Origin of the sequence: Pseudomonas kilonensis (assembly GCF_001269885.1) — a bacterium.
Taxonomy (GTDB): domain Bacteria; phylum Pseudomonadota; class Gammaproteobacteria; order Pseudomonadales; family Pseudomonadaceae; genus Aquipseudomonas; species Aquipseudomonas kilonensis.
On record NZ_LHVH01000022.1, the window covers coordinates 269,123 to 295,060 of the forward strand.

Genomic DNA, 25,938 nt, shown 5'->3' on the forward strand with positions numbered 1-25,938 from the left:
CCGCTGTTGTGGCCAGAGCTTGCTCCCGCTCGGTTGCGCAGCGTCCGCAAAAGCTTGGGGCCGCTCCGCAGCCCAGCGGGAGCAAGCTCCCTCGCCACAAAAGCACCACTACAACACCACGAACGCAGCGATTGCGCAGATCAGTCTTCGCCAATCTCCACCACATCGCCGTTGAGCCGCACCGGCCATACCCGCAGGCTTTGTTCCGGGTATTCCAGGCAATGGCCGTCTTCCAGGCGGAAATGTTGCTTGTACATCGGCGAGGCAATCACCAGGTCACCCTTGATGCTGCCCAACAGACCGCGGCCGATGACGTTCGCACCCGACTTGGGGTCGCGGTTGTCGATGGCGTACAGCGGCTTGTCCTGATGCTCGGGCAGGTACAGCAACGCCACTTGGCTGCCGTCGTGCCAGGCGACCACGCCAGAGTTGGGCACCAGGTCGTCGCGGCTGCACAGGGCACGCCATTGCGCCGGTTCCTGGGCGACATTGCGGGCGGGAATACGAACGACGTTTGACTGGCTCATCAGAGCACCTCCTCGGTAACGGGAATCAGGTGGAGTTCGTGGGCGTGAACCGGCCGGCGCTGGCCGCGTTCCCTGACGAAATGAACATCCGGATCGCCGCGCCCATCGTTGACGAAGGTGCGGAAACGCTTGAGTTTGTCCGGATCCTTGAGGGCATTGGCCCATTCGCATTCGTAGCGGTCGACCACCAGTTGCATCTGGGCTTCGAGCTCGGCGCCCAGGCCCAGGCTGTCGTGGATGATCACGTCCTTGAGGTAGTCCAGGCCGCCTTCCAGGCTTTCGCGCCAGACCGAGGTCCGTTGCAGTTTGTCGGCGGTACGGATGTAGAACATCAGGAAGCGGTCGATGTAGCGGATCAGCGTGGCGTCATCCAGGTCCGTGGCGAACAGCTCGGCGTGACGCGGGCGCATGCCGCCGTTGCCAGCCACATAGAGGTTCCAGCCCTTCTCGGTGGCGATCACGCCGACGTCCTTGCTCTGGGCCTCGGCGCACTCGCGGGTGCAACCGGACACCGCGAACTTGAGCTTGTGCGGCGAGCGCAGGCCTTTGTAGCGATCCTCGATGGTCAGGGCCATCTGCACGCTGTCCTGCACGCCGTAGCGGCACCAGGTGCTGCCCACGCAGGATTTCACCGTGCGCGTGGATTTGCCGTAGGCATGCCCGGTTTCGAAACCGGCTTCGATCAGTTCGGCCCAGATGTCCGGCAACTGGTGCAACTGGGCGCCGAACAGGTCGATACGCTGGCCGCCAGTGATCTTGGTGTAGAGGTCGTATTTCTTGGCGACCACGCCGATGGCGATCAGCTTGTCGGCGGTGATTTCCCCACCGGCGATACGCGGTACCACCGAGTAGGTGCCGTTTTTCTGCATGTTCGCCATGAAGGTGTCGTTGGTGTCCTGCAACGGCACCAGGGACGGGTCCATGATCGGCTGGTTCCAGCACGACGCCAGGATCGAGCCCACCGCCGGCTTGCACAGGTCGCAACCGGTGTGACCACGACCGTGCTTGGCCAGCAGTTCGTCGAAGCTGATGATGCCTTCCACCCGCACCAGCGCATACAACTCCTGGCGGGTGTAGGCGAAATGTTCGCACAGGCTCTTGTCGACGCTGACGCCGCGGGCAGTCAACTCATGCTCGAACACTTGCTTGACCAGGGCCGCGCAACCACCACACCCGGTACCGGCCTTGGTGTCGCATTTGAGCTGGCCCAGATCAGTGCAGCCACCGTCGATGGCCGAGCAGATCGAGCCCTTGGTGACGTTGTGGCACGAGCAGAGGGTGGCGGTTTCGGGCAACGCCGCCGGGCCCAGGGTCGGGGCGCCTGCGGACGAGGGCAGGATCAGGCTGGCAGCGTCCTTGGGCAAGGCGATACCGTTCTGCATGTATTGCAGCAAGGTGTCGTAGTAGCTGTTGTCGCCCACCAGCACCGCGCCGATCACGCGTTTGCCATCGGCGTCCACCACCAGTCGCCGGTAGCTGGCGCTGGTTTCGTCGATGAATTGGAAGCTGCGCGACCCCGGGGTGTTGCCATGGGCGTCGCCGATGGAGCCAACGTCCACACCGAGCAACTTGAGCTTGGTCGACATGTCGGCGCCGGTGAAGGCTTCAGCGCTTTCGCCGCACAGCCGGGCCGCGACATTGCGGGCCATTTGGTAACCCGGGGCGACCAAGCCGAAAATGCTGCCGTTCCAGGCCGCGCATTCGCCGATGGCGTAGATGTCTGGGTCGCTGCTCTGGCAATGGTCGTCGATCACCACGCCACCGCGCGGGCCGATCTGCAGGTCGCACTGACGAGCCAAGGCATCCTGGGCACGGATACCGGCGGAAAACACGATGAGGTCGGTTTCCAGGAAATCGTCGTCGCCGAAGTTCATCCGATAACGGTACTGTTCACCGGCGCTGATGGACTGAGTGCCCTTGGACAGGTGCACGCCGACGCCCAGCTTCTCGATACGGGCCTTGAGGGCCAAGCCTCCCTGGATATCCAGTTGCACCGGCATCAGCCGGGGGGCGAATTCCACCACATGGGCTTCAAGGCCCAGGGTCTTCAGGGCGTTGGCCGCTTCCAGGCCCAGCAGGCCGCCACCGACCACCACGCCACGACGGGCATTGCTGGCAGCAGCGCGGATCGCGTCCAAGTCTTCCAGGGTGCGATAGACCAGGCACGAATCGCCTTCGGCGCCTTCAATCGGTGGCACGAACGGGTAGGAACCGGTGGCGAGCACCAGTTTGTCGTAGTGAAGGCGATCATGGGCGGTCACCACCTGATGCGCGTCACGGTCGATTTCCAGCACCGGCACACCCAGGTGCAACGTCACGCCGGGAGTCTGGTACAACGACGCTTCGCCAAGGGCCAGGGACTCGGCATCGCGACCCGAGAAGTACTCGGACAGGTGCACACGGTCGTAGGCACGCATCGGCTCTTCGCTGAACACATGCACACGGTAATGATTGAGGGCACCGCGCTCGATCAGTTGCTCGACACAGTGATGGCCGACCATGCCATTGCCGATCACGATCAGCGTTTGCAGCTTGTTCAGAGAAGCAACGTTGGAATTCATAAAAAGCACCCGACAAAAGCCCATCACGATTTTGAAAGCAAAAAAAAGACGCCTGAAACCTTGCGGTTCCAGGCGTCTTTGCCTGTTCTGTGCGGTATCGGCCCGGCGACTGCGCCCTGACCTACCGTTGTCCCCCGGCCTGCTGGCACTCGATCTTCGTTGACCGACGGGGCTGCCCACTCGACTGTGTTCGCGGTGGGCCTGGATAGCCTCTTGCAGCGAGCGTGCCAAACCTGCGTCCCCCCTTATTCACGCCCTCCCGTTCACCCACAATCCCCTGTGGGAGCGGGCTTGCCCGCGAAGAGGCCAGCTCAGTCACCGCAAGCCAACCGGCGCCCACCTCCGCTGCGCAAGCATCGCCAACTGCCTTGCGATGGTGCGATCACCCCGCCTGCGGCTTCATAAAAGTGCAGCCCGCCCTCAGGAAGGGCTTGCTCTCGATATCAGTCGGTCAGTGGGCAAAGATGCCGGATGTGCCGCCGCCATCGCGAGCGAGCTCGCTCCCACAGAGGTAAGTGGTGAGCTCGCGATGGCGGTGGTTCAGCTTGAAAGGGTGTCGACGGTCCTGTTCACCATCGCAACGATACTGACAAGAAGCTCTTCCTTCGCCTCGCCAGCGCTGATCTCCCCGGTGGCAGCGGCGTTGGACAGGGCCTCCGCCGCTCCCAGCATCGCCCGCAAACCGGCCTGGGCGATGCCTTTCGTGCCGGCGAACGGTTCCAGCACGGCGCGGCACTTGTCGAGGAAAATCCCCTCGTATTCGCGCTTGATGCGTTCCAGTTCCGGCGAGCTGGTCAATGCCGCGATCACCCCGGGAATCTCCCGACCTTGCAACAGCACGCACTCGACGTAGGAAGAAGCAATCACCGCCGCCCGGCTTTGCAGGGTCGCGTCGCTGGCGTCCAGGGCCGCGTCCATCAACGCGGTCTGGCGGGCGTCGAAATCCTGGTACAGCGCCGCCAGCAACCCGGACCGGGTGATGAAGTGGTCGTAGACGATCGGCTTGGTCACCCCCGCCTGATCCGCCAGCCGAGCCAATGTCAGGGCGTCGCTGCCCTCCTCCCTCACCAGTCGCCAGGCGACATCCAGCAATTGTCGCTGCCGGTCATGCCGGGATAAACGACGACGAGGTGAAGACTGCGGATGTTCGTCAGTGCTTGACATGCTAACTTTACCAACCGTAACTTACTAACCGTAACTTAACCCAGCATACCTGTCTTCCAGACTGCGTGACCAGAAGGAGTTTCGCCATGCATGCATTGATCGTTGTGGCTCACCACGACCCTCGTTCCCTCACCCACAGCCTGGCCGGAAAAATCGCCGAGGGCATCACCCGCGCCAACCCCGCCGATACGTTCGAGATCGCCGACCTGGCCGCCGAAGGCTTCGATCCGCGCTTCAGCTTCGCCGACCATGCCGTTCACCACCGCGAAGCCTTGCCGCCCGCGGATGTGCTGGCCGAACAAGCCAGGATTGATCGTGCCGATACGTTGGTGCTGGTCTATCCGATTTACTGGTGGTCCATGCCGGCGCTGCTCAAGGGCTGGATCGACCGGGTGTTTTCCAACGGCTGGGCATTCGATTTCAGCCTCGACAAGCCGTTTGTCCAACAACTGCAGCACTTGCGGGTGCACCTGGTGGCGGTCGGTGGCGCCGATGCCGACAGCTTCCAGCGCCACGGTTACGGCGAGGCGATGACCACGCAGATCGACCATGGCATTTTCGATTACTGCGGCGCCCGCGTGGTGAGCTCCCAACGTTTGCTCGAATCGGAAACCGTCGATCCGCACCAGCATTTGCAGGCCGCTAGCGTTATCGGCCAGCGGCTGTTCACGACGCTCGACGAGACCACACACGCCGCCACCGCCTGCGCGTGACCTCAGAGTGCTCGACCCCGGGCAGCAGACAGTGTCGCGTCACGAGCATAGATATCCGGGATGTACAACGGCTGGCCCTGGCTGTCCGCTTGTGCTGTCCAGTACCCCAGCAGGATCGGCACGGGCCGGGCCAACCGGAATTCATGGGTCGTCTCGGTGGCCAGCAGCGTATCGGTACGCGCGCGTTCGGCCGGGCTTACCAGCAGGTCGCGCAAGCTCATCACTTGCTCGATCCGCACGCAGCCTGAACTGAAGGCTCGCGGGCCTTTGCTGAACAGCGCCTGGCTCGGGGTGTCATGCAGGTACACCGAGAACGGATTGGGAAAGCGGATCGCCATTTTGCCCAACGGGTTCTTCGGACCTGGATCCTGGCGCAGCATGACGTTGCCCGGGTGCTCCCAGTCGATATCCTCTGCCAGCAACGGCAGGCCTTCACTGTCGAGGATCCGCAGGTTATGACGGGCGAGAAACTCCGGATCGCGGCGAATCTCGGGCAGTTTGTCTTCACGCATGATGGTCGGCGGAATGGTCCAGGTCGGGTTGAGCGTCAGCCGGGTGACATGGGATTTGAGCAACGGTGTCTGCCGTTGCGCTCGGCCCACCTGGGTGCGGGTTTGCCAGACTGGCGCGCCGCCTCGATAAACCGTCAACTGGGCCGCCGCCACGTTGACCAGGACACTATCGTTCTCCACGTCCTGGGCCAGCCAGCGCATGCGTTCCAGATTGATGCGCAACTGCTCGCGACGCGTGGCCGGGCTGACGTTCAGCTCGGTCACGGTCCACGGTCCCACCACGCCATCGGCCTGCAGCGAATGCTGGGTCTGGAAGCTTTTCATCGCGTCCACCAGTGTGGGGCTGTAGTGCTCATCGGTCAGCAGCGGCGGTGTACTCAGGTAGCCCTCGCTGAACAGTCGCTGGGCCAGGGCGGGTACGCGGGCGTCCTGCTTGTCCGGTTGTAGCAGCGGTCCGCTCGGCACGGGTTGCCAGTCGGATAGAGGCTGTTGCCGCAGCCGGGCATAGAGGCCACGCAGGTTGCGATAAAGGTCCAGGTTCGGGCGGGCCTGTTCAAAAGCAGCGGCGACGTCCCGCAGGCCGAGGCCGGCGATGGCCAGCACCACGGCCTGATGATCCTGCGGTGGCGGGTTGGCCTTCCATACCGGCTCCAGCCGGGCTTGGGGCAGGTAGCCGAAACGCAGGTCATGCAAGGCTTGCAGGTAGCGCTGGCTGATGGCGATGTCGACGCAGTGAGCGCCCTGGGCTGCCCCCTCGACCGGCAGGCCATAGCGTGTTGGATCCAGGCCGTCATCGGCCAATTGTTGCAACTGGAACTGCAACGCCCCCCGTCGTTCGTCGTCCGACCAGATTTCCTGGCCTGCGTTTTGCTGATAGAACGCCTGCAAGTCGAGCAGCGTCGGAAAGTCGACGCCCGCCGCGACGTCCGGGCACGCGACCGCCAGTTGCGCCAGTGTGGTCTGCACGAATGCCGGATCGCTGTCTTCGGCTGTCGCGACCAATGGCGCAGTGAGCAATAAAAGGCTCAGGTAACATGCGGACTTTTTGAACAACTGCTTTACTCCAATCCATGGCCGTCTCGTTGACGGTGAATTTTGCGACAGGTACGACCCGCCATCATGCAAACAATCAAAATCGGACGGGATGCCGCTAACGAACACCACGCTGGAAACGCTTCGCCTGTACAGGGCTTTTTGCGCCGATTCTGTCTGGTCATGCTGGGCCTGGGCGTCATTTGCAGCCCGGCGCTGGCGGAAAAAAAGGCGAATTCGAAAACGCTCTACCACAGCCTCGCCTACGCAGCGCCGGAACTCAATCCCCTGGCGCTCAAAAGTGCCTTGAGCGCCATGCAATGTGCGGTCGCCAACGGTGCCAACCCAGCCCGTCACCTGGCGGTCATCGACTACTCGCAACCCTCCACCGCCCGTCGCCTGTGGATCTTCGACCTGCGCCAGAAAAAGCTGGTGTTGCGCGATCTGGTGGCCCATGGACAAAAGTCCGGGGAAAACTTCGCGACACAATTTTCCAATCGCCTGGGCAGCTACCAGTCCAGCCTGGGCCTGTTTCGCACCCAGGAAAGCTACCAGGGTGCCCACGGCTATTCGCTACGCATGGACGGCCTGGAGCCGGGTTTCAATGACCAGGCCCGTGATCGGGCAATCGTGATCCATGCCGCCGACTACGTGAACCCGTTGTGGAGCGTGCGCCAGGGACGCATCGGGCGCAGCCAGGGCTGCCCTGCCGTACGCCCCCAGGTGGCGCGCCAGGTGATCGACAAGCTCAAGGGCGGTCAATTCATGTTTTCCTGGTACCCGGACCCGGGTTGGCTCAAGCGTTCGGCCTATCTCAATTGCCAGCCGCAACAGGTTGCCAGTATTTTGGCTACCAGCGGCGGTTAGGTGGCACCTTGTTCCTGCTGGCTCTGTAGGAGCTGCCGAAGGCTGCGATCTTTTGCTCGTTTGCTTGCGACTCAACTGCCTGGAACAAGATCGCAGCCTCGTTACACTCGACAGCTCCTACGATGCCGCATAGCGGGAGCAAGCTCCCTCGCCACAGGGATTGCGTCGGGTTCACCTGTGGTTAAAATGCCGGCCTTTCGAATCCCTGGCGTTGCCTGAATGAATTGCGTAGTCCTTCAAACCCTTCACGACCATTTGCTGACCGCCCTGGAATCGGTGCCGGAAGAAACCCGGCGCCTGTTCCATGGCCGCGGACGCTGCTGGCCAGGCCTGGAGCAGATCACGGTTGACTGGTTGCAAGGGGTGGTGCTGGTCTCGCTGTTCAAGGAGCCGGAACCCACGCACCTGGACGATTTGATCGCGACACTGCTGGCTCTCACTACGTCGCCGGCCTGGCAACACAGCAAGGCCCATACACTGGCGGTGCAGCACCGCTACCTGCCGCAAAGCCTCACCCAATGGCTGGTGGGCGAGCCCATTGACGAATGGACCTTGACCGAAGGTGGCCTGCGCTACCGGATCGACCTGGGCAAAAAGCAGAACAACGGCCTGTTCCTCGACATGCGTTATGGCCGCGACTGGGTCCGGGCCAACGCCGAGGGCAAACGGGTACTGAACCTGTTCGCCTACACCTGCGGCTTCTCGGTGGCGGCCATCGCTGGCGGCGCGCAGCATGTGGTCAATCTGGACATGTCCCGCGCAGCCCTGAGCCGAGGCCGCGACAACCATCGACTGAACGGCCACGACCTGAGCCAGGTGAGTTTCCTCGGCCACGACTTGTTCAAGTCCTGGGGCAAGGTGATCAACAGTGGCCCGTACGACCTGGTGATCATCGATCCGCCGACCTTCCAGAAAGGCAGCTTCCTGCTGACCAAGGATTACCAGCGGGTATTGCGCCGCCTGCCGGAACTGTTGGCCACCCACGGCACGGTGCTGGCTTGCAGCAACGACCCGGCCACCGGCCCGGACTTCCTCATCGACGGCGTTACCCGCGAAGCGCCCGGGCTGGTGTTCGAAGCGCGCCTGGACAATCCGCCGGAGTTTCCTGACGCCGATATGGCTTGCGGGTTGAAAGCATTGGTTTTCAAGTCGGCGACGCCTGGCGCGGGATAACACATGCGAAGAGACCCGCCGCGGCGGGCCTCTTCATCTTATGCGTGTGAGAGACTAGCGCGGTCGCAGCGGCCACCAAGGGTTGACCAGGTCTGCTGTTATTCGCCGTACCTGGGCCTCGATTTGCTGACTTCTGACCGAACGGTAGATAGCCATGGTTCGTCGTAGCTGGTCTTCGGTCAGGGTCACCGGTTGACCAGCGGTCCACTCTACATCCGCCACCGGTTCGAGCGGCGTGCGGCGCCAGACGTGCTGATCGCCTTGTGTGACTGGCTCCCATGCACTAGGCAGGTCGGCATCCGGTCGTGCAAGGTTATCCAGCAGCACCTGGGGCCAACTGGACGGGTTCACGGACTCGCTGTAGGCATCGATAATCGTTTCGTCTACCCCCGCCCAGGCCTCCAGACCTTCGGCCCAAGCCTCGGACATGATCCCGAGATAAGGCCGCCAGATCATTTCCCCGACCCGAGGATTTTGATCGTTGTTATTGAAGGTGTCCTGTGCATCGCTGAGCCAGTTGATGAAGTGTTCCCGGGTCATATGGGGCTGTCGCTCCAGCGCATCGGGAAAACGCTCAATCTGCACGTGAGTCCAATAAGTGTATTGGTCCACCAGGAAACTTGCGAACGGCACACTTTGCTGCGCCAGACGAGCCCGTAGAACCGACTCGAACATCATCATGTGCAGTTCTAACTCCCAGATATTCGGTTTTAACCTGTCCAGGGTTCGGTCCCGCAGGCGCACGCGCAGTTCGGTCATCCGCTGATCGAAATCGGTAACTGCCGTTGATAGGGGCTCATTCGCGTTTTGATAGCCGATGAAATGCTCCAGAATGAAGGCACCCCTTGTACGAACCTGGAAGGTCAAGCCCAATGCCGTACGGCGATCCGAGTCACGCATCATCCCTGAAAACCAGTCGATGAACTCACGGTTTACGGCATCGTCGCGGGCGGCTTCCAGTGCGCTCCGTAGTCCTGGGTTGATATACAACCAATCATCGATGGTGTATCTGAAAATTCCGTTATCCCACTGGTGAAGTGCGTTTATTTGTACGCTGGGCAGCGGGTTGTCGTCGAGCAACACGCCAACGCTGCCCCCTTGCAGCCGCTCAAGAACAGGCAGCAGGTCGTCCTGAATATCGGTGATGTTATTGTTGCTGAGATCGATACTGTCGACCTCTTCAGCCGATGGCCTCGACAGCATCGCCAACGCCAGCGCCGGTACCCGCGTGAGCCCCGTGTCGGACAGCTCCAGGTCCCGGAGTGCAACAAGCTCAGGCAAGTCTGGCAAATCCCTGCAATTATTGCCGTTGAGGCTCAGGTCCTCCAGGGCGGTGGCGCTTCGCAGGAATTGACTGCCCTCCTCATCCAGGCGCAGGCCGCAGCGCGACAAATCCAACGAACTCAATTGAGGTAAAGCGGTGATGGCTCGCAATTGCTCCTCGGTGAAATGGATGTTGTCGCTCCAGGACACCTCACGCAACGATGGAAGCTCGGCCAGACGGCCGATAGCACTGACCGCCATCCCGGTGTTGCTACGGATTCCGGACAGGTCCAGGATTTCCAGCTGTGGAGCCAAATCGGGGCCGAGCAAAGGGGCGAATACATCAGCGGTCAGGGCGAGCGGGTTTGCGCTCAATGAGAGTTCCATCAGCCCACGCAATTGGCCGGCAGCCAGTGGGATTGCAGTGAGTTGATTACCCTGCAGGTGCAACGTATCGATATTGGGAAACAGGCGCAAAAAGTCCGAAGGGTCTTCGCTCAGGCCCATGTCTATCAGAACCAACTCTTCGATGTGTTCAAAACCCACACTGATCGGCGGCAAACGGCCAATGTTTTGCCCCCCCAAGCGCAATGCCATGTCGCTGCCTTCGTTACCGGGATCCGGCACACGCCGCCAGGCGCTACGAATTTGCGCAGCCACAGCCCTACGCTGTGAAAGCCGAACCTCGACATCGACGCTGCCTTCGGCTGGGTGATGTAACCCTTGATGCGTCTCCCATTGCTGCAGCTCATTGTCAAGCGTCGTCCATTCATTTTCCAGCCGAGTGACAAAGCTCTGCAACTCGACGCCCTGGCTCCTCGCCTGCTGGGCCAGGGTATCTTTTAGCATCTCAAGATCAGGCCCCGCATAGCTAGGATATAGCTGCTCGAGACGCTCCGAGAGCCCATGCCGCCAGGCCATCAGCGGGAGCCGTCCACGTCCGCTGGCCGGATAACCCAGGCGTCCATTAATCCATTGCAGACGAGCCCCGCTCGTGTCGAGGCGCCTCATCATCAAATAGGGACGCAACCCTTGCCGATCATCCAGGGCTTGGGCAAGCAAGCGGGTCCGAAGCATCGTCCCTTCCCAGATGTTCAAGCCCAGCGCTTGCCGTGCGTCGTCCGGCATCGCCCTGAGCAACGCGTCTTCCAGGCCCAATGCATCAGCGAGTTCGTTCCCTTCATCGTCAAAGGGCCGGTACAGCTCGTCTTCCTGGCGGATGATCTTCCAGGGCCCCGCCTCGCCCACCTCGATTGGACTCAGGGCTTCGCGCAACAACAGACGCAGTCGCACCCGGCTCTGCAATTGGGGAGTGCGCCCCACCAGGCCCATGACGATACGATCCCGGTCGGCACTGCTTTCGCCGCGCTCCAGATCGCGCAAGGCACGGGAGAGGCGCAGCTCACGCAGCGCCTCGGCGCACTGGCTACCAAGGCCCGCACTCACGCGCCCTTCCCGCAGGCGTACACGGTCCTGTCCCACCGATTGGCTGGCAAGCTCAGTGGCCATTGATTCTGGCAGGCCCGGAAAATCCCGCACCAGGGGGGCTGCCAACGGATCGAGCCCAGTGGGGCGGGCCATACCGGCAATGATCCGTTTCGTATTGTTTTCCAACTGCCGGGCCCAAAGTCCGGCAAGCCGACGGCTGCGCTCCAGCGCGCTCAGGCCGAAGCTGTTTTGCCCCAACAGTGCAGCCTGTTCATCCGTGCTGAAGCCGGCCAGGATGCGGCTCGCCCAGGTATCATCCTCCAGATCCGATTCGCTCAGCAGAAGGCTACGCCTGCTGGTTGCATTGCCCAGGGAGTAAAGCTGTTCTCCGTCGTTGTAATGCACTGCAACCCCTTCAGGCCAACCCGGCAGTTCGAGCAAAATTTGCAGGGTACGAAAATGCACCCGGCCTGGCGCCTTATCGAGGTTCAATTGCTCAATGGTATGTCGCACCCATCGCCAATTGCGTGCTTCAGCCAAGGCATCGGACAAGATCGCCGGCATCGGGTGTCCCTCGACTTGCAGATGCCGCAAATGCGCCTCGCTGATGCCGACCTGTCGCTGCACTGCAAGGATTGCACTGTCGTCGAGTTCGCTCGGTGTCTCGGCAAAATTGTGCAGCAATTGCAAGTTGCTTCGTTGCAAGGGATTTCGATGCGCCCACTGCCAGCCGCGGGTACGACTCCACTCCAAGGGCGGCCTCACGCCTCGGTGCCCGGCAGGCAGGCGCAGCGCCAGGTTGTCGCCCGCACCACGCACCTCGAAATAACGCTCCTCGACTTGCACCCAGGCGTCGTCTGCCGTGCGCCAGACACCCCAGGCGTCCTGCACAGCCTCCACTGGCGGCAGCCGCCGTGCGGCGAAAGGCTCGACATCGCCGTTCCACAGACGCGTGCTCCCGTCACTGACCGGCATGGGTTCGATGACCGCGCCTACGAATCCCAGATAAGCACCTTGGGCAATCCCGAACAGTACATTGAAGATATGTTCGATGGCTTCCTGGGAATGGCCTTCGTTGAAAGCCTGGATGCCCTCGAAAATTTCATACACCAGGCGAACGCCCCCTACTACCGCAGCGGCCATTCCGATAGGGGCGAAGAACGGAAAAAAGACCGCGGTGAGCATCAGCGAACGTTCGACAAGACCTTCCCAATAAGCAAGACGAGCCAGCAGCGCCTGCCAGTCGAGATCTTCGGTCGGCACCATCAGCGCTGCGGCATTTGCCAAGGTATTGCCGCGCCATTCGTGGTAGTAGGCATGCCAAGGGTCAACGCGTAGATCCCTCAGGCTCCAGGTCACCCTCGGAACAGGGATCCGAATGCGCCTACGACTGCCGTCCTCGCCTCGCTCGCCATCGCGCCAGCCACTGATCCGGCCATAAATCTCCTGGATCAAGTTCGGGTGAGGCTCTACTCTCCATTCCACTTGATCATGCAAGGCCTCACCCAGTTGGGCCTGCAAGCGCAGCGGGAAATAACGCATCAGGCTCTGGCGATAGCTGCGTTGGCGGACTCTGGCGGTCAGTTCCGCCGACATGGCTTGTAAACTGGGGAACTGCCTCACGGGTGCAACCGGATCATGAGGGATGTGCAAGACGATCGGTCGCACCCCATTGGCGTCTCCTTTCACACCCCAATACACCCGGGCGCCGAACAGTGGCACCGATAAAAATTCGAGCGACTTGATCTCACAGGCCAAAGGGACAACAGGCTTGTTCTCAAGGTGCACGCCGGCATCGGCCAACAGCCGTTCGCCGACATCATCGAGGCGCCCGTCCAGTTTCGCCTCGTAAGCGTCGTGGGCCAGGAGGCTGCGGGCATACGCCATGTAGGCGCTCGCGACAGTAGGCACCGTGCTGCGGATGCGAGGCAATTTGCGTTCAAGTGCCTTGCGGTAAGCGCCCCCCACGTTCGCGCGGCGACAGATGCGCGCGAACTCGGCCGGCGTCGTGGGCAAAACCACGGAGTCCACCGGGACATCCCACTGGTAGAACTCTTGCGGATTACCTTGGATGAAAAGCTGGCCTTTTTTATCGAAATCGCTGTCGGTGGCGGCATCGGCAGGCGGATAGTTGCGCATTGCCGCTTCGATCAGTGATTGCGAAGGGGTATATGGAGCGCGCTTGACTCGTGCCCGGCGCACTGCGTCGACGGCAATACGAGTGCCATCGACAGGGCCGCTCACGACTTCCCAGGCTTGCACCTCCGGTTGGGCGGCCAACACGTCATAGGTAAAGGTCTGCGGTACAGGAAGATCAACCAACAGTGCGTTGAGTGCATCGCTATCGCGCTGCAGTTGTTGGGTAAGGACCTTGAAGCGTTCCTGGTGAACCCGGGACGCTCGTTTCAACCAAGCGGGTAGCCTGGCTTGGATAAATTCAATATGAGTCTCTGGGGCAGACATGAGAAACCTCCTTCCTTGGAGTTGATTGGTTGTTCGAGCGCGAAGAAGCGCCTGCGATGCTCTCGAAAACAAGCGCTCTTTGAAATCATCCAACCGTTGCAAGGGGTTGCGAGGCGTGTAGGGATGTATTTACATGGCGTGGGGACGGGAAACAGGGGCGGTACAAGGTCCGACTCGGCCGGCAACCTGGAGGTTTCGAGAGAAAAGTTACAATTCTGTCAGCCGCTCAGACCACCAGCGTCAACCACGCCGACACCAGCAGCATCACCGCCATGACCCGATTGAATCGGCCCATCGCCACGGCCGAACGGCAGAACCTGGCGGCGCCGCGGCCCAGGTAGGCCCAGGCGGTCATGCACGGGATCGAAATGGCAAAGAACGCCAAGGACAGCCAGAGGACCCGCACGGTGCGGTCGGCCTCCGTCCCCGCGAAGACGCTGACCACCGCCAACGCCATCATCCAGGTTTTCGGGTTCACCAACTGCAAACCGGCAGCCCCCGCCAGACCCAGCCGCGGGCCTTCGACCGGCCGGTCCGGGTCGATGGCCTGGGCCGGGGCGCTGAAAATCTGCCAGGCCATCCAACTCAACCAGGCGATGCCCGCCCATGAGAGCAGCGTCTGAATCGTGGCATGGCGCGCCAGCACGTCCCCCAACCCGGTGCCGACCAAAAGCACCAGCAAGGCCGCTGCCGTGCAGGCACCGAGGATGATCGGCACAGTGGTTGCCAAGCCGAAGCGCGAGCTATGGCTCAGCACCAGGATATTGGTCGGGCCCGGGGTGATGGAGGCGACAAACGCGAACACGGCAAACGGCAGTAACTGGTCCATTGAGCAACATCTCGGTGAATGATCGATCGCTTGATCATCCCCATGAAGCCGTGATCAGTCTGGAACAATTGAGCAGCGCTTGCGGTAGTCCGCCGGGCTCAGGCGATAGGCGCGCTGGAACCAGCGGCCCAGGTGGCTTTGGTCGGCAAAACCGAGCATGGCCGCCACTGCCACGGCACTCTCGCCACGCGCCAGCAGGCGCCGGGCGCGGGCCAGGCGCAACTGGATCAGATAGGCATGGGGCGCCAGGCCAAAAGCCGCCTTGAACGCACGGGTCAGACGGAAACGATCCACGCCGGTGACCTGCGCCAGGTCATCCAGGCCGATGTCTTCGCTCAGGTGACTGTGCAGATAATCCCGGGCCTGCTGCGCCACCAATGGCAGCCGCGGATCCGGGTTGATCCGCGCCCGCCAGTGCAGGTGTTGGGTCAGGTTGGCCAACAGCGTATCGAGGGCCGTCTGGCGCACGATGCGAATCTCCTGCTCGTGCAGGCTCTGGAAAGCCATGGCCGTGGCACTCGCCAGCCGCGCATCGTCGGTCAGGGTCGCGGCAAACCCCAACTGGGCGTTGTCCGGCGCCACGTCGAACAAGGAACGCAATTCGCGCTCCAGCCATTGAGGCTCCAGGTACAACGTGCGGTAGGTAAACCCGTGGTCGTGGGGGGCATTGCCGTCATGCAGCTCGCCGGGCTCGAGCAGGAACACTTTGCCCGGCGTGCTGTTGTGCTGCTGGCGCCGGCAATGAAACTGCTGCACCCCCTGCTCGGTCACGCCCACCAGATAGGCATCATGCCAATGGGGATCATAGGCATGCCCCTCGAAATGCGCGCGCACGGTCTCGATCCCGGACGTGGCGTCCTGCTTGAGATCGATCCAGTTGCGCGCCGTCATGCCCTATCCTGCTTGGTGAATGTGCTCTTGGCAGATTAACTGCTGATGAGGAGAGTGTCTGGAAGATTTGTGCAGGCCTTGTGGAATTCGGGTCTGCTCACGATGGTGTTCGGTCTGTAGATGCATCTGTGACTGACCCACCGCTATCGCGAGCAAGCTTTGCTCCCACAGAAAAAACGCGGTCTCCACCAAGAACCAGGTCGGCTATCAGGCCGCCTCGTGGTGGACGTTGATCTCGGACGCCCCGTTAACCACGATGGCCGAACGCAGGCATTGTGGAGTGGGCATCCCGGCATGGATGCCGGGATAGCCGCGCTGGGCCATGGATGGCCCTTCGCGGCGGGCCCACGGAGCAATGCCGGAGTGAGGGCACACCGAGCCTAAGCGAGGTGCCGAGTGGTGGGGCATAAAGCGTTTTGCTTACTTTTGCGCTCTTCAAAAGTGAGCCGCTGTAAGAGCGGAACCCTAAGCCGCCGTTACCGCGAAAATGGATATGTACCCGGTCAACAAAACCGGCCGATCCCACCTCAGGCATCCGGAGTGATCGCTGGCAACACCGTCTCCACCGCCAAACGAGCCAATTCAGCATCCTGCTCAGCCTTGACCCCTGACACCCCGATGGCACCAATGCACTGCCCGTCATGACGAATGCTCACCCCACCTTCAAGCATCCCCTGCAGGTGCGGAGCGCTGAGAAACGCGTAACGACCACCATTGATCATGTCTTCGAAAACCTTGCTATCACGCCGCCCCATGGCGGCCGTGCGGGCTTTTTCGGTGGCGATATAGGCCGACAACGGCGAGGCATCGTCCAGGCGCAGCAGCCCCAGGGGATGACCACCGTCGTCCACCACACAAACCGACACCGCCCATTGACGCTGGTGAGCCAGCTCCTTGGCCGCCACCAGCAATTGCGCAACGTCCTGCTCAGTCAATACCGCTTTGCTTTTCATGGATCACTCCGTGCTATGCCACAGGAGGCCCGCGAGACAATCAGGCGCCCGCCCAGCAAGCCGAGGAATATTTCCTTCTGCGAACCATAGCGCACATCCAGCGGTTCATTGAAGCCCGGGGGCCGGCGATCTACCGCGGGTGACACGAACATCCATTTCACCTCAATGGATCCACCACTCAACCAATTGTCCGTAAACACAGCAAAAATGTTGACAGATAAATTAGTTAAGAGAGTTAATGGATCCACAGACAAGAACAACATCCGCCTGGAGATCCCTCATGTACCCCAAAAATGCCTGGTACGTTGCCTGCACCCCCGATGAAATCGCCGACAAGCCCCTGGGTCGTCAGATCTGTGGTGAGAAGATGGTTTTTTACCGGGGGCATGAAGGCAAGGTCGCGGCGGTGGAAGACTTCTGCCCCCATCGCGGCGCCCCGCTCTCCTTGGGCTATGTCGAAAACGGCAACCTGGTGTGCGGCTATCACGGCTTGGTGATGGGCGGCGACGGCAAGACCGTCGAGATGCCGGGGCAACGAGTACGAGGCTTCCCTTGCAACAAGACCTTTGCGGTACAGGAGCGGTATGGCTTCATCTGGGTCTGGCCCGGTGACCAGGCGCTGGCCGATCCGGCACTGATCCACCACCTGGAATGGGCCGAAAACGATGAGTGGGCCTACGGTGGCGGCCTGTTCCATATCCAGTGCGACTATCGCCTGATGATCGACAACCTGATGGACCTGACCCACGAAACCTACGTCCACGCCTCGAGCATCGGCCAGAAGGAAATCGACGAGGCGCCGCCGGTGACCACGGTCGAAGGTGATGAAGTGGTCACCGCCCGGCACATGGAAAACATCATGGCCCCGCCGTTCTGGCGCATGGCCTTGCGCGGCAACAACCTGGCCGACGACGTGCCGGTGGACCGCTGGCAGATCTGCCGCTTCACCCCGCCCAGCCATGTGCTGATCGAAGTCGGCGTGGCCCATGCCGGCAACGGCGGTTATCACGCCGCGCCGCAATTCAAGGCGTCGAGCATCGTGGTGGATTTCATCACGCCGGAAACCGAGACGTCGATCTGGTACTTCTGGGGCATGGCCCGGCACTTCCAACCACAGGATGACGCCCTCACCGCGTCCATTCGCGAAGGCCAGGGCAAGATTTTCAGCGAAGACCTGGAAATGCTCGAACGCCAGCAGCGCAACCTGCTGGACCATCCGCAACGCAATTTGCTCAAACTCAACATCGACGCGGGCGGCGTACAGTCTCGCCGGGTGCTGGAGCGCTGGATCGCACGGGAACGGGAAGCACAGGCCGGGTTGATCGCCAGCAGCCATCAACCGCAACAGGTGGAGCAACGGTCATGATCGAAGTCCAGGTCGCGGCGCGACACAACGAAGCCCTCGATATCTGCAGCTACGAATTGATGCGTGTCGATGGTCAGCTGTTGCCGGCCTTCACCGCCGGCGCCCATATCGATGTGCACTTGCCTGGCGGGCTGATTCGCCAGTACTCGCTGTGCAACCATCCCGAGGAGCGGCACCGCTACCTCATCGGCGTGCTCAAGGATCCGGCGTCCCGCGGTGGTTCGAGCAGCCTGCATGAGCTGATCCAGCCAGGTATGCGCTTGCACATCAGCGAACCGCGCAACCTGTTCGCTCTCGCCCCGCAAGCCCGGCGCAGCCTGCTGTTTGCCGGCGGCATCGGCATTACGCCGATCCTGTGCATGGCCGAGCACCTGGCCCAGAATGGTGGGGTGTTCGAGCTGCATTACTGCGCCCGCGCCCGGGACCGAGCGGCCTTTGTCGAGCGCCTGCGCCAGTCTCCTTATGCCGACCGGGTCTTCCTGCATTTCGATGAAGAACCTGAAACCCTGCTGGACGCCGCCAGGGTGTTGGCTGCGCCCAGTGACGACGCGCACCTCTACGTCTGCGGCCCTGGCGGGTTCATGCAACACATCCTCGACACCGCCAAGAGCCAGGGCTGGCAGGAAACCTGCCTGCACCGCGAATACTTTGCCGCCGCCCCTACCGACACCCGTGCCGATGGCAGTTTTTCGGTCAAGCTGGCCCGCAGCGGCCAAGTGTTCGACGTGCCAGCGGACTGCAGTGTGGTGCAGGCGCTGGAGCGCCATGGGGTCGAGATCCCGATCTCGTGCGAACAAGGTGTCTGCGGCACCTGCCTGACCCGTGTACTGGAAGGTGTGCCGGAGCATCGGGACATGTTTCTGACCGAGGCTGAACAGGCCTGCAACGACCAGTTCACGCCGTGTTGTTCCAGGTCCAAGACACCGATCCTGGTACTCGACCTCTAACACAGGACATTGTGGGAGCGAGCTTGCTCGCGATGGCGTCGGCTCAGCAGTATTGATGGTGACTGACACACTGCTATCGCGAGCAAGCTCGCTCCCACAGGGGATTTGTGGTGAGTTCACAAATCCAGCATCCACTCGGTAAATATTGTGGGAGCGGGCTTGCTCGCGAAGAGGTCGGAACATCCAGCATTGATGCAAGCTGACCCACCGCTTTCGCGAGCAAGCCCGCTCCCACAGGGGGATTTGTGGTGGGCTCACGAATCCAGCAGTCATTCACAACTGGGGCTGTTCATTCCGAGCGAAGAATCACCGTCATTCGCTCGTCAGCCAGCGTCGAGCCGAAGACTTCGGCGTAACGCAGGGTCGCGTTGGCATGCTCGCGCATGATTGCCTCGGCGCGGCCGCTCTGGCGGTTGATCAGGGCGTCGAACACCGAGTGGTGTTGCATATGGGCATAGTTGAAGCGGCGAAATTCGCCGGCCATGTTCTGGCGATCCACCGCCAGGGCGGTGACTGAGGCGAATGGCAGATGATCGTTGCGGGCCAGGGCATCGGCAATCGCCGGGTTGTGGCTGCCTTCGACGATCACCTGATGAAAACGCATGTTGAGGTCATGATAGACCTCCAGGTCGTCCTCGGTCACATAGCCCTTGGCGAACAGTTCATCGCCCTGCACCAGGCATTGCTCGAGTATCGCGCGGGCCTCTTCAGACAAACCGTGCTCGGCCGTCTGCCGTGCCGCCAGGCCCTCCAGTACGCCACGCACCTCCACGGCCCCGGCGATCTGCTCGGCACTGACCGAACGGACCTGGAAACCTCGCCCGCCGAAGCGCACCAGCAACCCTTCCTGCTCCAGGGTGCGGAACGCCATGCGCACCGGCATGCGCGAAACGCCGAACAACTCGGCCGTGGGGATTTCCATCAAGCGCTCGCCAGCGGCCAACTCACCCGAGGCGATCATCTTGCGCAGCGCAACCAGCACCGTTTGGCCGGGCTTACTCATCCAGGCGATTCCACAGAAAAGAAGCCGTCATAGTAGAAGGCTTGGCGCAGCGTGTCACGGCAAGGCAGTGGCAGCCAGGCTGGCCGCCACAGCGGGTTGTTCAAATCCCCGCCAACTCGCGCAACTGCGCCAAGGTCTGCTCGTCCAAGGTAATCCCGTGCTCATTGGATTTGCTGCGCTCGCGATGGCGACGGTCTCCCGGCAAGCGCCGCAACCCGACGCCATGCATCTGCCTGACCAGTTCCTGGCTGCGCTCGGCGAAGTTTTGCCCGGCGGTCTTGCTTGGGTCGATCACGATCAACAACTGACCGGTCCACGGGGTCTTGGCGCCCGGATGGTTATGCCAGTCGAACTCGAAGGAAAAATTGCCGCCCGTCAGGGCTGCCGCCAGCAATTCGACCATCATCGACAACGCCGAGCCCTTGTGCCCGCCAAAGGGCAGAAGCGCTCCACCTTCGAGAATCGCCTTGGGGTCGCGGGTCGGCTGGCCGAGGCTGTCCACGCCCATTCCTGGCGGCAACAACTCGCCCTTGCGTGCAGCAATCTGTACGTCGCCGTGGGCAATGGCGCTGGTGGCAAGGTCGAAGACAATCGGCTCACCGTCAGCCCGTGGTGCGGCGAAGGCAATGGGATTGGTGCCGAACAATGGACGGTCCGCGCCATGGGGCACCACACACGTCATGCTGTTGACCACACTCAACGCCACCAGGCCTTCATAGGCAAACGGCTCGACATCCGGCCAGAGGGCGGCAAAGTGGTGGGAATTGCGAATGGCCAGGACGGCAATACCGGCGCTGCGGGCCTTCGCCACCAGCAATGGACGCGCGGCGGCCAGGGCGGGCTGGGCAAACCCGTTGCTGGCGTCCACGGCGACAAACCCTGACGCGACGTCCTCGACCACCGGCACGGCCTTGCCGTTGACCCAACCGCTGTTGAGCGTCGAGACGTAACCGGGAATGCGAAACACCCCATGGCTGTGGGCGCCATCGCGCTCGGCCCCGGCGCAGTTTTCAGCCAGGCACCGAGCGACTTCGGTCGACGTGCCATGACGCAGGAAAATTTTCTCCAGCAAGCTCACCAGAGCATCAAAAGACAAGGTGCAAGAAGCGGCATGATCGGATGGCGCAGACATCTGAAGCTCCAGAATGATTGTTGGAGGTAGCAACAGCGTAAAGGACCCGCCGGGTGATTAAACACCGTTTCAGGCGCGCACTGTCAATCCTTGTCCACGGCATCTGCCCGGCCTGGCGGGTCAAAAAAAGCGTGCGGTAACTATGTACCACCTTTGCTCACTCGTCGTTGCCTAGTCTGGCGGCTTCCTCCACGTTCGCGCCGTTTTGAGGCGCCCTGATCGAGAAGCCACGATGCTCACTGAAACCACGCCACTTTTATTTCCCGAGGTATTGCGCGCCCGTCGCCTGGACGAATTGACCGCCACCCACGGCCTGACACAGGCCGACCTCGACTGGCTGCAGCACATCGCCCTGCCCGGCCACACCCAGCGCGCAGCGCAGACACCCCCGATGTTCGCCGAAACCATTCTGTTGCAAGCCGATGAAAAACCGCCCATTGCACTGGCCGGCTGCTTTGTCCTCAGCACCTCGTCTAACAGCAGCGAAACCAGCACCCACCCGGTGTTCCTCTACACGCCGAGTGGTGGCATCGAAAAATTCGACAACCTGGCATCCCTCGAAGAAAAGATTGACCGGATGCGCCGGGACACTGCGCAACGCGACGACCTGTTTCGTCTCTTGTCGATTTCCCAACGCAGCGAGCTGAACAGCACCACTGACATCAGGCAGACCCGGCAACTCATCGAAGAGGATGTTTTCAAGACCCAGCTCGAATCCATCGAGCACGCCCAGAGCCTCAATGCCCTGGTCATGGTGAATGAATTGATCAAATTGCCCTCGTTAAGATCGATGCTTGACCAGGTATTGAACGAGGCGCTGCCGGACCTGGATCATCGACAGATCCGCGTGGCGTTCACCAAGGAGATTCACCCGCAAGATCCAAAGGCAATCCCGGTGACTGAAAGCATCCCGCTGAGCGATGCAGTCCTGGACTACTTCCATCAACAGGGGTGGCGTGCCGGGCATGACATCGATCTGACTCATCCGGGTACACCTGCATCGTCCTACACCGCGCGGCAATGGGAAAGCTTCATAAGGGACACTGCCACCACACTGATTCCAACGCTGATCAGCTGCATCGATGCCTTTTGGGAGGGAAGAGCCGCCTCTTTCTATATATCACGACGCAAACTTCTATCTCGCGTCATTCACGATGGGTTATGGGCGTCCATCCTGATCGAACGGGAGAAAGGACAACTGACGGATGAGCAGAGTCGTGAGCTGTTTCGGTTATTCCGTCCCTCTCGCCGAGACGAAACACTGCTGTTCATCGAAACGATTCGACTCTGGGAGTATGAACCGAACTACGTGGAGCTTGCCGGCTCCATGATGATCAGCGCCAAGGGGCATTATCTTTATACGCCCCTCGACGGCGTTCAAAAGATCACCAACTATTCGGGCTTCAAGGACAGGTTGTACGGTCAATCCGCAAGCACTGTAGAAAAAGAGAAAATCTATAGCCTCTTGAGCCTGGAAGAGCGTAACCGCTTCCAGCGCTTCGATGAGCCGCAGCTTTCGGGCAAGTCACTGGACTTACCGGTCGCCGAAACCCTGGCAAGCGCGATAATTGAAAAGCAGAAGAATAACTTCCATTACGCATTGGAGATGTCTCGCCAGGCCGATGTCGACATCCACTCGTTCATTGACAAGGCGCTGGATATACGCGCTTTCATCAACAAACGACTCTTGGCGCAGCCAACCGCCGGACATTGGGGAACTCGTCCCGCGTTTCATGGGGACCTGCGCCCATCCAATTTCATGGCCGATCAACTGGAAAAAAGGGGCAAGAGCTATACCGATGTGGAAGCGGCTTTCGACGGTCTCTTTAGTCAGTTACCAACGTCCTCCAACGCTTCGCTGCACAACGGACTGAGGCCGCTACTGGCTGAGCTGACCAATGTTTTTTCTTTGGGTATCCGCGCCGAGGCCGAACTCAGGGAGCTTGGTTCGAGTCTGCCGTCGATTGCGAATAATCTGATCAGAACAGTTTTCGTCTACGACCCAGACTACCCGGACCGCTCGCAACGCAAAACGGTCAGGGGCTTTCGGCCGGATGTCTATTCGTTGACGCTCGCCTGTGGCGAAAAAGGCCGAACGGTCCTGCTGCCGCTCGCCAATTGTTTTTTATTAACCGAGCGTGGAGGGCTGGATACTCCCCACTCAGGGATGGCAATCCTTTGGACACCTGCCGATGGCTTGCGGGCTTTTCCTTCCGTCGAGGTGGCCACCCGGCAATTGAATCAAGATCTGCTCGACTCCCAAAGACGCTTTGCATTGCTTGAAAATTTAACGGTCACTCAACGCCTGCCCCATAGGCGCTACCAACTCCAGGCCTATGAATTGATCGAAGACAACGTACTGATCAATCGGATGAGTTCGTTTATCAAATACTTTGAGGCCGAGTATGGCTATCTGAGCACATTAGAAGCCGGTGATTGGCAACTGACCGGATCGGCATTGGTCAACAGTCTTCAGGCGCTCCTGAACAAAGGCGCGCCCACCAATCTGAAACGCGCTACCGCTATCGCTCAGGCAAATGAACGGCAACAGAAACTCCCTGCCTGGCTTGGCACTGCGTCCCTTGAAGAAAAACGCCTGCACATCGAAGTGCTTGAGCAATATAAAAACAGCGTGTCCGATGGCAAGGATTACCTGGACGGTATCGAGCCCCTGCGTACCTATGTGCATAAAACACTGCAAACGCTATTGGATACGCGCTTTCCTCGGAAAAACCTGAACCCCGAAACGATCCAGATCACGCCCAACCTCGCGATCGTGGGACCGGCCAGCTCGCTGACCGATTTTGCGTTGAATCACATCGAGGTGACCGAAAAGGGTTTCAAGGTTTCATCAACATCCACGCAGCCGTTGCCCGATGGTTTGAACGAGACCGCCGTACGGCAAATGTTGTCGTCGCTGGATATCCCGACCACCTATAAAAACCATGTAACCCAAGCACTTTCCAACAGTATTGTGGATGTCCAGCCGAGAAAGCGGCGCTTTCGGCAACAGTTGCCGTGGCAATTGTTGCAGTACGCTCACGCACGGTATCTACAGCAACACCTTTCCCCTCCGGCATTCGACCTGTTCCGGCAAGTCATGGACATGCCGGACGCCATCGCTCGTCAAGCGGTCGAGGGCGTCAGCGCATTCTTCCGCCCTTTGGAGCTGATCAAAACCGAAGGCGGTGCCGCGATCAAGGCATTGGGGCTTTACCTGTTCAGTTCGGCCACCGATGCGACCAGCCCTCACGTCCTGTATTCGCCCTACCATGACGGCGAGCTGTTACAGGAGTTCAAGGATGAAGCGAGCATCGTCGCGGCATTCAATACACCCGGCGCGCTCCAGGATTTGTTGATTCGTCGGCTTCCCCAGGACCAGCAAGCCACGTTCAAAAATCTCTTCGCGTCCACGCGCGGAAAACAATCGGAAATGACCTTGGGCTTCAGCCCCATCAATACAAATATTCTGCATACGCTGTATGACGACAACGCAACATTGCTGGCAGATATGTTGACCGCGCAAAACCAGGACCATCGTCAGTCTGATTGGGCAACGGTGCTGCATCTGTTCAGCTCCGGGGTCAGGATGTTGGGTAGACAGTTACCGGCCAAACTGACTTTCCTGGAAACGCTCTGGGAGAGTTATCAGGACTTCAAGGGCTCAGCCGAAGCCTTGCAACAGCATGACTGGAAAACAGGCCTGCACAATTTTATCGCAGGCGCCGCGGAGATGGTCTCGCTTGGCTTCTTGAACCGCGAGGATACATTCGGTCTTCTCGACCCTATCGAACCGGTTTCTGGAAACGCTACACCCGCGACAAACTGGAAGGACATCGCTTGCACGGCTCCGATGCGCACCGACCTCCAGGTCTTCGAAGCCTCGGACGTCAGCCTCTCGAATCTTCAACTTAGCCTGAGCGACGGGATCTATAAGGTTGCGGCGAATGGCAAGTCTTTTATCCCACTCGCCGGCAAGGTCTATCAAGTGGCAAAAGCCGGCCAGACCTGGCGAATCATTCACGAACACGGTGAAGGGCCTTTATTGAAAAAGTCCCCGGACGGCCGGACATGGGAAATCGACCCGCAACGCCAAACCATTCGATTCGGCAAGGCCGGGTCGAAGCTGGCCATCACCTATAGCGACTTAAAGGCCAAAGGTTCATTGAACATTGAAGCACGGGGCATGGCCGAGATACGCAGGAAATATCCGCACCGGGCCAATGCAATCGTGCAGGCACTGGAGACCGCGAGGTTCTACTCATTCAACGCCCTTCACAACTTTGAGCAATTCAAGCGACAACCACTTGTGGGCTCTCGGCTGGATCATTTCCTGAGATTGTTTTTTGGGGTCAACAGCGTCGACGCCCGTCTTATCAGCAAAATTGAGGCGGCGATTTCTCCCATATGCCAGGCATTGGCCGATCCATCCTGGGCGCTACAGAATGCCGACCGCATCGTGATCGGCAACCTCAAGCACCTGGAAGATCGAGCAACCGCCTTCGTACTCGAGCCGGCAGCCGTGGGACGAATCTATATCACGCAGTTTTTTTTCGACCTGGGCCTGGATTGGTACAAGGCCGTCGTACCCGACATCTTCAATGTCGATGCACATGCCCAGGGAGCGACCTTCATCCACGAAATTTCCCATCAGTTGTTCAATACGTTCGACATCATCTACCTGGACGCCGCACTACCATTTCTCGATTTGATTTCAACAGCGACTTACGCCGCAAAGTTGCAATACGACAAGCAAAGGGAGCTGCAACTCAACGGACTTTCATTGACCACGCCAAAGTCAAAACTGTTCACGCAATGGGACAGCACGGATAACACCTACAAGAAGCTGGAGCTGTTGCCTGGATACAGGCAAACCACCCGGGAAATCCTGAAGATAACCGGCGCCAGAACCATGGATAAAGCTCGCGATGATTTTCTCGATCCGATTTTGCCGGACAAGCGCATCGACGTCATACTTCGCAACGCCGACTCGCTCACACTCTTGATTTGTGAATTGGGACGCCAACTCGACCCCACTCCATCACGGCAAATTGCCGCGCCATGAAGGGTTTGGGTGGTTGATCTTTTTTTCACGCCCTGTATGCGACGGTAGG

Annotated in this window: 17 protein-coding genes; 6 read left to right on the plus strand and 11 right to left on the minus strand. The window is 60.3% G+C overall.

What is annotated here, in order from left to right; all coding sequences use genetic code 11:
- Positions 1-140 precede the first annotated feature (140 nt).
- The 3 genes from nirD to AD662_RS15525 form a co-directional block, all read right to left on the minus strand.
- Positions 141-527, minus strand: a complete 387-nt coding sequence (nirD, locus tag AD662_RS15515; RefSeq protein WP_018610423.1) for a nitrite reductase small subunit NirD — start codon at positions 525-527, stop codon at positions 141-143.
- A complete protein-coding gene (gene nirB, locus AD662_RS15520; RefSeq protein WP_018610421.1) occupies positions 527-3,088 on the minus strand; it encodes a nitrite reductase large subunit NirB in 2,562 nt (853 codons plus the stop codon). The genes nirD and nirB overlap by 1 nt, the downstream gene beginning before the upstream one ends.
- Before the next feature lie 540 nt (positions 3,089-3,628).
- Positions 3,629-4,252: a TetR/AcrR family transcriptional regulator gene (locus tag AD662_RS15525; protein ID WP_033062763.1), complete on the minus strand. Its 624-nt coding sequence runs from the start codon at positions 4,250-4,252 to the stop codon at positions 3,629-3,631.
- A gap of 86 nt (positions 4,253-4,338) precedes the next feature.
- On the opposite strand from AD662_RS15525, the gene AD662_RS15530 reads away from it, so the two are divergent.
- Positions 4,339-4,965, plus strand: a complete 627-nt coding sequence (locus AD662_RS15530; protein WP_053179926.1) for an NAD(P)H-dependent oxidoreductase — start codon at positions 4,339-4,341, stop codon at positions 4,963-4,965.
- Positions 4,966-4,967: 2 nt separating this feature from the next.
- On the opposite strand, the gene AD662_RS15535 is transcribed toward AD662_RS15530, so the two are convergent.
- Complete coding sequence (locus AD662_RS15535) at positions 4,968-6,530, minus strand: L,D-transpeptidase family protein (protein ID WP_053188590.1); 1,563 nt, start codon at positions 6,528-6,530, stop codon at positions 4,968-4,970.
- A 162-nt stretch (positions 6,531-6,692) separates the two neighbouring features.
- Here AD662_RS15535 and AD662_RS15540 point away from each other — a divergent pair, with 162 nt between their 5' ends.
- Positions 6,693-7,376 (plus strand): murein L,D-transpeptidase catalytic domain family protein, encoded by a 684-nt coding sequence (locus AD662_RS15540; protein WP_018610412.1) that lies wholly within the window; start codon positions 6,693-6,695, stop codon positions 7,374-7,376.
- A gap of 219 nt (positions 7,377-7,595) precedes the next feature.
- Positions 7,596-8,549 carry a class I SAM-dependent methyltransferase gene (locus AD662_RS15545; protein ID WP_053188593.1) on the plus strand — a complete coding sequence of 318 codons (954 nt, stop codon included), beginning with the start codon at positions 7,596-7,598 and terminating at the stop codon, positions 8,547-8,549.
- A 54-nt stretch (positions 8,550-8,603) separates the two neighbouring features.
- Here AD662_RS15545 and AD662_RS15550 read toward each other — a convergent pair whose 3' ends face one another.
- The 5 genes from AD662_RS15550 to AD662_RS15570 form a co-directional block, all read right to left on the minus strand.
- Positions 8,604-13,703: a dermonecrotic toxin domain-containing protein gene (locus tag AD662_RS15550; RefSeq protein WP_053188596.1), complete on the minus strand. Its 5,100-nt coding sequence runs from the start codon at positions 13,701-13,703 to the stop codon at positions 8,604-8,606.
- 226 nt (positions 13,704-13,929) lie between these two features.
- Positions 13,930-14,532, minus strand: a complete 603-nt coding sequence (locus tag AD662_RS15555) for a LysE family translocator (RefSeq protein ID WP_018610406.1) — start codon at positions 14,530-14,532, stop codon at positions 13,930-13,932.
- A gap of 54 nt (positions 14,533-14,586) precedes the next feature.
- Positions 14,587-15,423 carry an AraC family transcriptional regulator gene (locus AD662_RS15560; RefSeq protein ID WP_018610404.1) on the minus strand — a complete coding sequence of 279 codons (837 nt, stop codon included), beginning with the start codon at positions 15,421-15,423 and terminating at the stop codon, positions 14,587-14,589.
- A 207-nt stretch (positions 15,424-15,630) separates the two neighbouring features.
- On the minus strand, positions 15,631-15,831 hold the full coding sequence (locus tag AD662_RS29330; protein ID WP_156334913.1) for a nucleoid-structuring protein H-NS: 201 nt from the start codon (positions 15,829-15,831) through the stop codon (positions 15,631-15,633).
- A 119-nt stretch (positions 15,832-15,950) separates the two neighbouring features.
- Positions 15,951-16,376, minus strand: a complete 426-nt coding sequence (locus AD662_RS15570) for a GlcG/HbpS family heme-binding protein (protein WP_018610403.1) — start codon at positions 16,374-16,376, stop codon at positions 15,951-15,953.
- Between the two features lie 280 nt (positions 16,377-16,656).
- Here AD662_RS15570 and AD662_RS15575 point away from each other — a divergent pair, with 280 nt between their 5' ends.
- Positions 16,657-17,742: an aromatic ring-hydroxylating dioxygenase subunit alpha gene (locus tag AD662_RS15575; protein ID WP_053188603.1), complete on the plus strand. Its 1,086-nt coding sequence runs from the start codon at positions 16,657-16,659 to the stop codon at positions 17,740-17,742.
- The gene (locus tag AD662_RS15580) at positions 17,739-18,689 is read left to right on the plus strand and encodes a PDR/VanB family oxidoreductase (protein ID WP_053188607.1); all 951 of its coding nucleotides are present in this window, start codon (positions 17,739-17,741) and stop codon (positions 18,687-18,689) included. The genes AD662_RS15575 and AD662_RS15580 overlap by 4 nt, the downstream gene beginning before the upstream one ends.
- 289 nt (positions 18,690-18,978) lie before the next feature.
- Here the strand turns inward: AD662_RS15580 and AD662_RS15585 are convergent, their stop codons facing one another.
- Both AD662_RS15585 and AD662_RS15590 read right to left on the minus strand, forming a co-directional pair.
- On the minus strand, positions 18,979-19,692 hold the full coding sequence (locus AD662_RS15585; RefSeq protein WP_003202123.1) for a GntR family transcriptional regulator: 714 nt from the start codon (positions 19,690-19,692) through the stop codon (positions 18,979-18,981).
- 100 nt (positions 19,693-19,792) lie between these two features.
- Complete coding sequence (locus AD662_RS15590) at positions 19,793-20,824, minus strand: Ldh family oxidoreductase (RefSeq protein ID WP_018610399.1); 1,032 nt, start codon at positions 20,822-20,824, stop codon at positions 19,793-19,795.
- A 232-nt stretch (positions 20,825-21,056) separates the two neighbouring features.
- Between AD662_RS15590 and AD662_RS15595 the strand changes: the two genes are divergently transcribed.
- Positions 21,057-25,889, plus strand: coding sequence for a dermonecrotic toxin domain-containing protein (locus AD662_RS15595; RefSeq protein WP_053188610.1), 4,833 nt, complete (start codon positions 21,057-21,059; stop codon positions 25,887-25,889).
- Positions 25,890-25,938 lie beyond the last annotated feature (49 nt).